General features: G+C 64.4%; 9 protein-coding genes. 7 read left to right on the top strand and 2 right to left on the bottom strand.

Going from position 1 to position 11,888, the window contains the following annotated elements:
• Positions 1-157: 157 nt before the first annotated feature.
• Together CRO48_RS09065 and CRO48_RS09060 are read right to left on the bottom strand one after the other, a co-directional pair.
• Positions 158-1,318: a D-alanyl-D-alanine carboxypeptidase family protein gene (locus CRO48_RS09065; protein ID WP_097138350.1), complete on the bottom strand. Its 1,161-nt coding sequence runs from the start codon at positions 1,316-1,318 to the stop codon at positions 158-160.
• A gap of 172 nt (positions 1,319-1,490) precedes the next feature.
• The gene (locus CRO48_RS09060; RefSeq protein ID WP_097138348.1) at positions 1,491-2,510 is read right to left on the bottom strand and encodes a septal ring lytic transglycosylase RlpA family protein; all 1,020 of its coding nucleotides are present in this window, start codon (positions 2,508-2,510) and stop codon (positions 1,491-1,493) included.
• A 517-nt stretch (positions 2,511-3,027) separates the two neighbouring features.
• Between CRO48_RS09060 and CRO48_RS09055 the strand changes: the two genes are divergently transcribed.
• From CRO48_RS09055 to CRO48_RS09025, 7 genes are all read left to right on the top strand, one after another.
• A complete protein-coding gene (locus CRO48_RS09055; protein WP_097138345.1) occupies positions 3,028-3,558 on the top strand; it encodes a DUF992 domain-containing protein in 531 nt (176 codons plus the stop codon).
• 405 nt (positions 3,559-3,963) lie between these two features.
• Positions 3,964-4,065: a K(+)-transporting ATPase subunit F gene (gene kdpF, locus CRO48_RS09050; RefSeq protein WP_210201986.1), complete on the top strand. Its 102-nt coding sequence runs from the start codon at positions 3,964-3,966 to the stop codon at positions 4,063-4,065.
• 18 nt (positions 4,066-4,083) lie between these two features.
• Complete coding sequence (gene kdpA, locus CRO48_RS09045; protein ID WP_097138343.1) at positions 4,084-5,793, top strand: potassium-transporting ATPase subunit KdpA; 1,710 nt, start codon at positions 4,084-4,086, stop codon at positions 5,791-5,793.
• Positions 5,794-5,805: 12 nt separating this feature from the next.
• Entirely contained in the window at positions 5,806-7,845 is a 2,040-nt protein-coding gene (gene kdpB / locus CRO48_RS09040) for a potassium-transporting ATPase subunit KdpB (RefSeq protein WP_097138341.1), read from the top strand.
• A 2-nt stretch (positions 7,846-7,847) separates the two neighbouring features.
• The gene (kdpC, locus tag CRO48_RS09035) at positions 7,848-8,417 is read left to right on the top strand and encodes a potassium-transporting ATPase subunit KdpC (protein WP_097138339.1); all 570 of its coding nucleotides are present in this window, start codon (positions 7,848-7,850) and stop codon (positions 8,415-8,417) included.
• Position 8,418: 1 nt separating this feature from the next.
• Positions 8,419-11,112 carry a sensor histidine kinase gene (locus tag CRO48_RS09030; RefSeq protein WP_097138337.1) on the top strand — a complete coding sequence of 898 codons (2,694 nt, stop codon included), beginning with the start codon at positions 8,419-8,421 and terminating at the stop codon, positions 11,110-11,112.
• Positions 11,109-11,816 (top strand): response regulator, encoded by a 708-nt coding sequence (locus CRO48_RS09025; protein WP_097138335.1) that lies wholly within the window; start codon positions 11,109-11,111, stop codon positions 11,814-11,816. Before CRO48_RS09030 ends, CRO48_RS09025 begins: the two co-directional genes overlap by 4 nt.
• Positions 11,817-11,888: the final 72 nt, after the last annotated feature.

Below are 11,888 nucleotides of genomic sequence, written 5' to 3'. Positions count from 1 at the left end.
CGACGACCATGCCCACCTGTTCAAAAACTGGGGCGTCGATCACGAATCCGGAAGACAACGCCGCGCCTTAGTAGACCAAATCGGCGTCAACGGAAAATCGATTTACGGGGCTATGCCGGGAAAACGCCTCCGGCGAATACCCCCTCGGCCCTTACTATTACAGCCAGAAGAACAGCAGTTCCTGCAAGGCATCCCGCGCTCGGCGCGTCAGCGTTCCCACCTCGACCGCACCCGCCGTCTCGAGCGGCACCTCCCGCAGGAATCGATCGCCGTTCCAGACCCTCAGCACGCCGACCTGCTGGCCGGGCGCAACTGGCGCGCGCAAGGGCCAGGAATAGACGACGCGTGCCGACAGGCGCTCGGCATTGTCGACGGGAAGAAGCACGTCTACGTTCTGCGGCGTCACCAACGTCACCCTGCCGCTGTTGCCGCCGTAAACGCTGGCCTCCGCCACCGTCTCGCCCGCCTTGAAGAGCGTCTTCGTCACAAACGCCGTCATTCCCCAGTCGATGATGCGCCGGGCCTCGTCAAGCCGTTCCTTGTCGCTCGAAAGGCCGCTCATCGCCAGAAAAAGCCTGCGCCCGTCCCGCTCCACGGAAGCGACGAGCCCGTATCCGGCGTCCTCGGCAAATCCCATCACCAGCCCGTCTGCGCCGATTTTCATCGAAACAAGCGGGTTGCGGTTGCGCTGCTTGATCCGGTTCCACTCGAATTCCGGCTCGACGTAGTAGCGATAGAATTCCGGATAGCTCTGCTGGAGATGGCGCGCCAGCGTCACCATATCGCGCATGCTGACGCGATTTCCGGGATCGGGCAGCCCTGTGGCGTTGGCAAAATGCGAGCTTGTGAGCCCCAGCGCCCTCGCATTCTCGTTCATCCGGGTTGCGAACGCCCCCTCGGATCCGGTCATGCCTTCTGCAAGGATGATACACGCGTCGTTTGCGGCCTGGACTGCGACACCGCGGACCAGATCCTCGACGCGCACCTGCGACTTCAGCGCCGCGAACATGGTCGCCGTGCCAGAGGGCGCGCCGCCCGTGCGCCAGGCATGTTCCGATACGGGATAGGTCGTGTCGAGGCCGATCTCTCCTGCACGCAGCGCCTTGAAGACGACGGCCAGCGTCATTGCCTTCGCCAGCGAGGCCGCGGCAACCGTCTCGTCTTCGCGACGCGAAAACAGGATGGTGCCGGTGCTGCCATCGATCAGGAACGCCTGCTTCGCCTTGGTGTCGAAAGCGCTGGATGCCGGTGCCTGGGCAAGCGCGCAAAGGGGCACCAACAGGCAGACAAGGAAGGCGGCGAGTGAGCGCAAGGACATGTAATCTCCCTCAGACCGTCCTGAAGCATGTCGCCCAAACCGGTTCAGCGGTCTTTCTGACGACATGCGTAAAGTCCCAGGTCCACAGCGTCAGGGGCGAATCTGAAAGGTCGCGACCGCATCAGCGTCCTACACCTCGACCCGTTCGGCAAGCGGCGGAGGGCCTCTTCCCTCAGCTTCTTGTTTCCGGCCCGGCCGGTCGCGACAGCAGGATCATGGAGCCGTCGCGCCGAAGGATGGCGTCGAAGGCAGCGGCCGCGGAAGGCTCGGCAGCATCGGGGGCATATGCTGCGGCAAAGCCCGGATCGTACCCCGAACCCGACTCAGGTCGTTCGCGTGGAACGGGGCCGATTTCCGGCAACATCACGAACTGCCCCATCGTCGTGAAAGCGGGCGTTTCCGGCGCTTCTGCGGCAAGCGCGGTCATGCTGGAGGACGAAGGCTCGGCGCTGCGTTCGGCAAAGGTCGGAACGGCGGCTGCAAAGCTTTCCGACATCGGGGCGGCGGACGCGACCATTACGCCGGTCGCGATCTGGCCGCCGGGATTGACGGCGGGGCCACGGGCGCCCTTCGGCACGTAGGATGCCATCAGGAACGGCATGTCGTGGCCGTCGAGCGGCGCCTTGCCGACATACTGCACGCGGACATTCGCCGTGCCCTTCCCCTTCACGTCCAGCATCTCTGCCGCCTTGGAGGATACGTCGATGATGCGGCCTTTCGAGTACGGCCCGCGATCGTTTACGCGCACGATGACGGACGAGCCGTTTTCCAGATTGGTGACGCGGGCGTAGCTCGGCAGCGGGAACGTAGGATGGGCGGCAGACAGGTGGTACTTGTCATAGACTTCGCCGTTGGCGGTGTAACGACCATGAAACGCCGAGCCGTACCACGAGGCGAGACCGGTCTTGTTGTAATTCGGATCTTCCTTCGGCGTGTACCACTTGCCACGCACGACATAGGGCTGACCAACCTGGTAGCGACCGCCGCCCTTCGGCACCGGTTGCCCTTCCCGCACCACCCTCGGGCTAGCTTTCACGCCGTATTCGGACTCGGCGAAATATTCCTTGCTGCGACCCGCCTTCTTCGCCGTTTCGCCGGTCGTGTTGCAGGCCGCAAGGCCGACGCACATGGCCGGGATGGCCGCAAGACGGATAGCCGTGCGCGTGCCGGCCAAGAAAATACCGCGATTCATATGTCCCACGCCGCTAGTCCCCGTCGGAATTCCGTAGAAGATCGCCTGCCCTGCGATCGGTCGTTCGATACCCGCCTGATCAAAACAATATATTAATCATGACCTCAAAATGGCAAAAATGCGAACGTCGCGACGGGGAAACGCTGCAACAGACGAACAGATTTGAATCATAGTTAATGAAAACTTTAATCAAACCATAGCCCTGCCACCCGCGTGGATATATTTGCAGATGGGTGAAAAGACGGCATTCGTACAAGCGTGCACGAGAGCTTCGACTTATCAATCTGGGAAAAGACCGATTTCGACTGGAGCGTTCCCAGGCCCTCTCTGCACCAGGTTGTATCCCGTCGATGCTCGCTCCCGGTGCCGTCGAAACGCCTCAATGCGAAGCGACGAGTGAGGCGTCGGATTCGCCTTCCAGGGAACCTCGCGCCAATGAGCCGCGTTCCTGTCGTCGAACCACACGCATCGAATAACGGCGCGCCATCAACGCGTTGCCGAAACAGGAGAGAATGAAATGAAGAAGTTTATTGCCGTTGCCCTGAGCACGATCAGCGTTGTCGCCACCGGTGTTTCTGGCGCGCGCGCGGCCGACATGGTCAAGCCCGACGCACCGGTCGTCGTGCAATCGGGCGCGCGCGACGGCGTACGGATCGGCTACCTCGAATGCTCGATCGGCGGCGGCGCCGGCTATGTCCTCGGATCGGCCAAGGAAGTGGATTGCGCCTTCGTGACCACGATGGGCAGCGAACCCGTCGATCACTATCGCGGCGAAATCCGCAAGCTGGGCGTCGATCTCGGCTTCACCACGCGCGGTCGTCTTGTGTGGGCCGTCCTCGCACCGACCGCCGGATATCACGACGGTTCCCTTGCCGGCATCTACCAGGGCGCGACCGCTGAAGCGACCGTCGGCGCGGGCGTCGGCGCCAACATCCTTGTCGGCGGCACCTCCGGATCCATCCATCTGCAGACGATCAGCGTGACCGGCCAGCTCGGCCTCAACATCGCCGCCACCGGCACTTCGATGACGCTGACCTCCGTCAACTGATCGCCTCCCCGTTCCCCTGCCCGGCCTCCGCAGCTTGCGGAGTCCGGGCATCGCCTGTTCGCAAAACGCCTCCGTCGTTCTTTCGCGTTGCCCGGGATATCTGTAGTCTGCCCGTTTCGCGGAGGCGCGGCAGCCCGCCTACGCCGTGGATTGCCGCTCACGCAGCCGCAAAACGCCATCTCACGCGGGCAAAGATCGCCACTGCCCTTGTCCGCCGTTCGGCGCGACCTTTATGTTTTCCTTATGCCATAGCGGCATCTTCCCAATCGAAAAATGACCTTGGACGGACGTAGGGTCTCCTGACCAACAATCAGGAGTAACGAACATGTCCGACTTCGTCTTTCTGGCGCTCGGGGGCGGCACGCTGCTGCTGCTGGCCCTCTACGCCGGCGCGCTGTCGCGGCTGTGAAAGGAGGAACCATGCTGGAGCCTCTTTTTGGCCTCGCCGTCGCCATCGCGCTCGGCGTCTACCTCGTCGTGACGCTGTTGCGTCCCGAACGTTTCTGATCTTTCTGGAGAACAATCATGACCCTCATCGGGTGGCTGCAAATCGGCCTCCTTTTCCTTGCCGTTCTCGCAGTCGTCAAACCGCTCGGCCTTTACATGGCCAGCGTTTTCTCCGGCGAAAGAACATGGCTTTCCCCGATCCTCGCTCCGGTCGAGCGCGGCCTCTATGCAGTGGCCGGTGTCGATCCGAAGAAGGAACAGGGCTGGCTCGGCTACACGTTCGCCATGCTCGCCTTCTCAGTTGCGGGCTTCATTGCGCTTTACGCGATCCTCCGGCTCCAGGCCTACCTGCCGCTGAACCCACAGGGCTTCGGCAACGTTGCGCCCGACCTCGCCTTCAACACCGCGGTCAGCTTCGTGACCAACACGAACTGGCAGAACTACGGTGGCGAAACCACGATGAGCCATTTCAGCCAGATGGCGGGGCTAACCGTTCAGAACTTCCTGTCCGCCGCCACCGGCATGGCACTCGCCATGGCGCTGACGCGCGCCTTCGCCCGGTCGCAGGCAGCGACGATCGGCAATTTCTGGGTAGATATGACGAGGGCGACGCTCTATGTCCTGCTGCCGCTGGCGTTCATCGTCGCTCTCGCCTTCGTTGCCATGGGCCTGCCGCAGACGCTCAGCGCAGGTGTCACCGCCCAAACGCTTGACGGCGCGCAACAGGTCATCGCGCTCGGCCCGGTCGCAAGCCAGGAAGCGATCAAGCAGCTTGGCACCAACGGTGGCGGCTTCTTCAACGTCAACGCCGCGCATCCCTTCGAAAACCCGTCCGCATTTTCGAACTACCTCAACATTTTCGCCATGCTGTCAGTCTCCGCGGCCCTCGTCTTCACCTTCGGTCAGATGGTCGGCAACCGCCGCCAGGGCTGGACGCTGCTGGCGACGATGGCGACCCTCCTCGTCGCAGGCGTGGCCGTCGTCTACTGGGCCGAAGCAGGCGGCAATCCGATCCTGACCGCGCTCGGCATCGACGGCGCTCAGGGCAACATGGAGGGCAAGGAAGTCCGTTTCGGCCAGGCAATGACGGCACTCTACGCGGCGGTCACCACCGGCCTTTCGGACGGCGGCGTCAACGGCATGCACGGTTCGTTCACCGGTCTTGGCGGTCTCGTCCCGATGTTCCTGATCCAGCTTGGCGAAGTGCTGCCGGGCGGCGTCGGCTCCGGGCTCTATGGCATGCTGGTATTCGCCCTGCTTTCGGTCTTCGTCGCCGGCCTGATGGTCGGACGCACACCGGAATTTCTGGGCAAGAAGATCGAAAGCCGCGAAATGAAGTATGCCATGCTCGCAGTTCTGATCCTGCCGCTTGCCATTCTCGGCTTCACCGCGATCTCCGCAGTCCTTCCAGTGGCGGTTGCAAGCGTCGGGACCGCAGGGCCGCACGGGCTTTCGGAAATTCTCTACGCCTTCAGCTCCGCTGCCGGCAACAACGGTTCGGCCTTCGGCGGTCTCTCCGGCAATACGCCGTGGTACAACACGACGCTCGGGATCGCGATGCTGCTGGGCCGCTTCGCCTATGCCGTTCCGGTCATGGCGATAGCCGGTTCGCTGGCAAAGAAGGTCAGGTCTCCGGCTTCCTCCGGCACGTTCCCGACCGACGGCCCGCTTTTCGTCGGCCTTCTCATCGCCATCATCCTCATTCTCGGCGGGCTGCAGTTCTTTCCCGCGCTCGCCCTTGGCCCCATCGTCGAACATTTCGCGATGCTCGCCGGCCAGACCTATTGAAGGAGGGATCTCATGTCCCAACACCGTCCAGCCAAACCAAAACTCTTCGATCCCGCCATCCTCGGTCCCGCCGCGAAGAACGCCTTCGTCAAGCTCGATCCGCGCCAGCTGCTGCGCAATCCGGTGATATTCGTCACCGAGGTCGTGGCGGCGATGGTTACGCTTCTCTTCGTTCGCGACCTGATCGCAGATCCCGCCGGTGCTGCCTTCTCCGGGCAGATCGCCGCCTGGCTCTGGTTCACTGTCCTCTTCGCCACCTTCGCCGAAGCGGTTGCCGAAGGTAGGGGGCGCGCGCAGGCGGATAGCCTGAAGCGCACACGTTCCAACCTGTCCGCCCGCAGGGTCGGGGCGAACGGCGCCGAAGAAGAGGTCCCCGCCACGATGCTCAAGGTGGGCGACGTGGTGGTGGTCGAGGCCGGCGAACTGATCCCCGGCGACGGCGAGGTGGTCGAAGGCGTGGCTTCCGTCAACGAAAGCGCCGTGACAGGCGAATCGGCCCCCGTCATCCGCGAAGCCGGCGGCGACCGCTCGGCCGTCACCGGCGGCACGCAGGTGCTGTCCGACCGGCTCAGAATCCGAATCACGACACCGCCCGGCGCAAGCTTCGTGGACAGGATGATTGCGCTGATCGAAGGCGCCGAGCGGCAGAAAACGCCAAACGAGATCGCCTTGTCCATCCTGCTCTCCGGACTGACGCTCGTCTTTCTCATCGTCGTCGCCACGGTCTGGGGCCTCGCGGGCTACTCGGGCACCTTGGTGTCGGTGACGGTTCTCGCCGCCCTGCTCGTTACCCTCATTCCGACCACCATCGGCGGCTTGCTCTCGGCCATCGGCATTGCCGGCATGGATCGCCTCGTGCGCTTCAACGTCATTGCCACGTCAGGGCGGGCCGTGGAGGCGGCGGGAGACGTTGACACCCTACTCCTCGACAAGACCGGCACGATCACGTTCGGAAACCGCATGGCCACGGATTTCATTCCGGCGCCGGGTGTCACGCCGCGGCAGTTGGCAGAAGCCGCACTGCTTGCCTCCCTTTCCGACGAAACGCCGGAGGGGCGCTCGATCGCCGCGCTGGCGACGGGCGAGTTCGGGCTGTCCGTGCCGAAAACGCCGGTCGATGCGACCGTCCCCTTCACCGCGCAGACCCGGCTTTCCGGCGTCGACATGGGCGCACATCGCCTGCGCAAGGGCGCGGTCGATGCGATCCTGAAATTTGCCGGCGTGCAGCAGAACCAAACCCCTGTGGAGTTCTCGCAGGCCGTGGATCAGATCGCGCGCGCCGGTGGTACCCCGCTCGGCGTCGCCGACGGAAACCGGCTTCTGGGCGTCATTCACCTCAAGGACGTCGTCAAACCCGGGATCAAGGAGCGCTTTGCCGCGCTGCGCGCCATGGGCATCCGCACCGTGATGGTCACCGGCGACAACCCGGTGACGGCGGCGGCGATCGCATCGGAGGCAGGCGTCGATGATTTCCTGGCGCAAGCCACGCCCGAGGACAAGCTTGCCTACATCCGCAAAGAACAGCAGGGCGGCCGCTTGATCGCCATGTGCGGCGACGGCACCAACGACGCACCGGCACTCGCCCAGGCCGATGTCGGCGTCGCGATGCAGACGGGCACGCAAGCCGCTCGCGAGGCCGCCAACATGGTCGACCTCGATTCGAGCCCGACCAAGCTGATCGAGATCGTCGAGATCGGAAAGCAGCTGCTGATGACGCGCGGCTCGCTGACGACCTTCTCGATCGCCAACGACGTCGCCAAGTATTTCGCAATCATTCCGGCGTTGTTCGTCGCCACCTATCCGGCCTTGGGCGGCCTCAACATCATGGGTCTCGCCTCGCCCCAGTCGGCGATCCTGTCGGCCGTCATCTTCAACGCCCTCATCATCATCGCGCTCATACCGCTGGCCCTGAAGGGCGTCGCCTACCGTCCGGCCGGCGCAGCCGCGCTCCTGCGCCGCAACCTCTTCATCTATGGCCTCGGCGGCCTGTTGCTGCCGTTCGCCGGCATCAAGGTCATCGACATGGCCGTTTCAAGTCTTCATCTGGTGTAGTCATGCTCAATCAACTCCGCCCCGCCCTCGTCACGATCACCTTCTTCACTCTGGTGACCGGCCTCTGCTTTCCGCTCGCCGTCACCGGCCTCGGGCAAGCCCTGTTTCCCGCACAGGCCGACGGCTCGCTTGTCCGACGCGGCGAAACGGTCGTCGGATCAGCCCTTATCGGCCAGAATTTCGCGAGCGATCGCTATTTCTGGCCGCGGCCTTCCGCCACCGGGCCGGAGGCCTATAACGCCTCCGCCTCCTCCGGCTCCAACCTCGGCACCACCTCGGTCAAGCTGCGCGACCGCGTCACGGGCGAGGTTCAGCGTCTGCGCGAAGCGGGTGTCGCAGGCGCTATTCCGGCCGACGCTGCGACAACGTCCGGATCCGGTCTGGATCCGCATATCTCGCCGGAATTTGCTGCCGCACAGGTGGATCGGGTGGCACGCACCCGCGGTCTTGAGCCGGAGGCCCTCCGCGCGATTGTCCTCGACCACATCGACAACCGTGCATTAGGTTTCATCGGCGAACCGCGGGTGAATGTGCTAGAACTCAATCTGGCGCTGGATGCGCTGAAGAGTTGAGATGCCGGCAGACCAACGAGACGACCCATTGCGCGCCGACCCCGATGCGCTGCTTGCCCTGGCGGAGAAGGACCGGCGGGGCAAGCTGACGATTTTCCTCGGGGCCGCACCCGGCGTAGGCAAAACCTATTCGATGCTGAGCCGCGCCCAGCGCCTGAAGCGCGACGGCGCGGACATCGTTGTGGGCCTGGTGGAGACGCACGGGCGGGACGAAACCTCCTCTCTTCTCGATGGACTCGAGGTGCTTGCCCGCCTGCGCATGCCCTATCATGGCCGGACGCTCGAGGAATTCGACCTCGATGCCGCCCTAGCGCGCCATCCGCAGGTCCTTATCGTCGACGAGTTGGCACATTCGAACCCGGACGGCCTGCGTCACCCCAAGCGGTTTCAGGACATCGAGGAGCTACTGGCAGCCGGGATCGACGTATGGACGGCGCTCAATATCCAGCATCTGGAGAGCCTGTCCGACCTCGTCGCGCAGATCACCGGCGTCACTGTGCGCGAACGCGTGCCCGATATCGTGCTGAAGCGTGCGGACGAGGTGCTGCTGGTGGACCTGTCGCCAGCGGAACTGATCAGCCGACTGAACGAAGGCAAGATCTATCTGCCGGAGAACGCGCGCCACGCCGTCGAACGCTTCTTTCGACTGGGAAATCTCACGGCGTTGCGCGAGCTTGCGCTGCGCCGGGCCGCCGACCGGGTCGACGACCAGATGGTCGACTACCTGCGCCAGAACGCCATCGAGGGTCCGTGGGCGACCGGCGAGCGGCTGCTCGTCTGCATCGGCCCGGACGCGCTGTCCGAAAAGGTCATCCGCGTGGCGAGCCGCCTGGCTGCCGGACTGAACGCACCATGGACCGTGGCCAGCATCGCGCGCGCCGATCGGGAAACGATAGACGAAAACAGCCTGCGGCGGATCGATGACCTGTTTCGCCTGGCCGCGCGTCTCGGCGCGGAAACGAAGCATGTGGCGGGCAACGATTTCGTGGCCGAGATCCTCCAATTGGCACGGCGCGAACATGCCACGCAGATCGTCATCGGCGCGCAGAAAAGGGCGTGGTTCCATCACCCGCTCCGTTCCGGCCTGGCCGATGCGCTGACGAGGGAGGCGAGCGCAATCGGTCTATATCTGGTGATGCCGGACGGCCGTCCGCAGCGCCCGGCTCCCCCAGTGCGCCTGCGCCCACGCTTCTCAACATTTGCGAAATCGCTCGGTGCCGCATTTCTTTTCGTTACGCCTGCGACAGCGCTCGGCGTCGTTATCGACCGTTACACGGAACTGCCCAACATCTCGCTGGTGTTTCTTCTTGCCGTACTCGGAGCAGCCGCCTATGCCGGCTTTGCCGCGGCGCTGCTGGCGGCCCTACTGTCGGCGCTCACCTATAATTTCTTCTTCATCCCGCCGCTCTACACCTTCACGATAGCCTCTCCGCACGAAGTCTTCGCACTGTGCGTCTTCGTGGCCGCGGCCGTCCTTGCCGGCAGCCTCGCCTCCCGCATTCGCGACCAGGCCCGTTCGGCGCGCCGGCGCGCCGCTGCCGTTCAGGCGCTCTACGATTTCTCCCGCAAGCTGACCGGCACGGCCAATTCCGACGACGTGCTCTGGGCCTGCGTCACGCAGTTGCACGCCAGCATCCGGCGCAACGTCGTCCTGCTCATGCCGCGGGGCACCGAGCTGGAAATGGTGGCCGCCTGGCCCCCCGACACGGAGCTCGGCGTCGGCGAACTTGCGGCGGCCCGCTGGGCGAACGAACACAAGGAGGCGGCCGGCGCCGGCACTGGCACCTTGCCCACTTGCGGTTTTCAGTTCAGGCCATTGACCAGCCCTCACGGGAGCGTCGGGGTGTGCGGCTACGAGTTCGGGCAGGACGGGCTGGATTCCGGCTCTGAGCGCATGCTGGCCGCGATCCTCGACCAGGCGGCCACCGCCATCGACCGCGCCCGCCTCACCTCCGAAAGCGCAAAACACGCCGCACGGCAGGAGAGCGAACGCTACCGGGAGGCGCTGCTTTCCTCGATCTCGCACGACCTGCGCACGCCACTGGCAACCATTACCGGTGCGGTGACGAGCCTGCGCGAGTATGGCGAGCGCATGCCGCCGGAAAGCCGTGACGACCTGCTGCAGTCCATCGAGGAGGAAGGCGCGCGCCTCAGCCGTTTCGTCGCCAATCTTCTCGACATGACGCGCATCGCGACCGGCACGCTGGTCGCAAGTCGGGATTGGGTGGACGTCGCAGACGTAATCCGCACCTCCGTCGCAAGGGCACGCAGGTATTTTCCGGCCCAGCCGTTCTCGACGAGCGTCGGCCCCGACCTGCCGGTGATTCGGGGAGACGCGATCCTGCTCGGGCAGGTTCTGTTCAACCTGCTCGACAACGCCGCCAAATATGGCGCTGGCGAAGCGGTGGACGTGGATGCGCAGCAGAACGGGCGGGAAGTCACGATCTCCGTGACCGACCGTGGCAGGGGAATACCCACCGAGGACCTCGACCGAATCTTCGAGAAATTCTATCGTCGCTCGAATTCGGACGGGCGCGCGCCCGGGACGGGATTGGGCCTTTCCATTGCGCGCGGCTTCGTCGAGGCGATGGGCGGGCATATTCATGCGGAAAGCCCGGCCGCCAACAGGCTTGGTACCCGCATCGTCATGCGCTTTCCCGCAGGTGACGCGGCGGCGAGAAAAGAAGAACGATGACGCTTGGCCGCATTCTCGTCGTCGACGACGAACCCCAGATCCGACGCTTCCTCCGCCCGGCGCTGACGGCGGCAGGCTATGACGTGGTGGAGGCCGAAAACGGCGCGGATGCCGTCAAGGCTGTCGCCACCGGCGCACCCGATCTCGTCATACTCGACCTCGGTCTGCCGGACATGGATGGAAAGGACGTCATCGCCAGCCTGCGCGGCTGGTCGACAGTGCCGATCATCATCCTGTCCGCACGCGACCGGGAAAGCGAAAAGATCGCGGCCCTTGACCTTGGCGCCGACGATTATGTGGAGAAACCTTTCGGCATCGGCGAACTGACGGCCCGCATCCGCAGCGCGATGCGCCACCGTGGCAGGCCCGATGCCCCGCCGGCACCGGTCACCGCCGACGGCCTGACGGTCGACCCTGCGCTTCGGATGGTCGCACGCGACGGTGCCACTATTCGCCTGACGCCGAAGGAATACGAGCTTCTCGCACTGCTTGCCCACCATGCCGGCCGGGTCGTCACGCACCGCACCCTGCTGACATCGGTCTGGGGACCCGCACACGCGGAAGACCTGCACTACCTGCGCGTCTTCATCGGTCAGCTTCGCCAGAAGATCGAGCGCGACCCCGGCCAACCGCGCATCGTCCAGACCGAACCCGGCGTCGGCTACCGCCTCATTGCCGATACGGACGAACGCAACGCGGATTGATAGCAACGCGGACCGACAGCGACGCGGAAGCTTTGGAAAATTGGGCAGGTTCAAGCAGTCGTCGCAACAGGG

Origin of the sequence: Rhizobium subbaraonis (assembly GCF_900220975.1) — a bacterium.
In the GTDB taxonomy this organism is placed as follows: domain Bacteria; phylum Pseudomonadota; class Alphaproteobacteria; order Rhizobiales; family Rhizobiaceae; genus Mycoplana; species Mycoplana subbaraonis.
The sequence above is the reverse complement of the archived record's forward strand: the minus strand, read 5'-3'. Positions and strand labels throughout refer to the sequence as shown.

Coding starts and splice junctions, on each gene's coding strand:
- CRO48_RS09065 (WP_097138350.1), bottom strand. CDS start 1,318: ATGTCCTTGCGCTCACTCGCCGCCTTCCTTGTCTGCCTGTTGGTGCCC.
- CRO48_RS09060 (WP_097138348.1), bottom strand. CDS start 2,510: ATGAATCGCGGTATTTTCTTGGCCGGCACGCGCACGGCTATCCGTCTT.
- CRO48_RS09055 (WP_097138345.1), top strand. CDS start 3,028: ATGAAGAAGTTTATTGCCGTTGCCCTGAGCACGATCAGCGTTGTCGCC.
- kdpA (WP_097138343.1), top strand. CDS start 4,084: ATGACCCTCATCGGGTGGCTGCAAATCGGCCTCCTTTTCCTTGCCGTT.
- kdpB (WP_097138341.1), top strand. CDS start 5,806: ATGTCCCAACACCGTCCAGCCAAACCAAAACTCTTCGATCCCGCCATC.
- kdpC (WP_097138339.1), top strand. CDS start 7,848: ATGCTCAATCAACTCCGCCCCGCCCTCGTCACGATCACCTTCTTCACT.
- CRO48_RS09030 (WP_097138337.1), top strand. CDS start 8,419: ATGCCGGCAGACCAACGAGACGACCCATTGCGCGCCGACCCCGATGCG.
- CRO48_RS09025 (WP_097138335.1), top strand. CDS start 11,109: ATGACGCTTGGCCGCATTCTCGTCGTCGACGACGAACCCCAGATCCGA.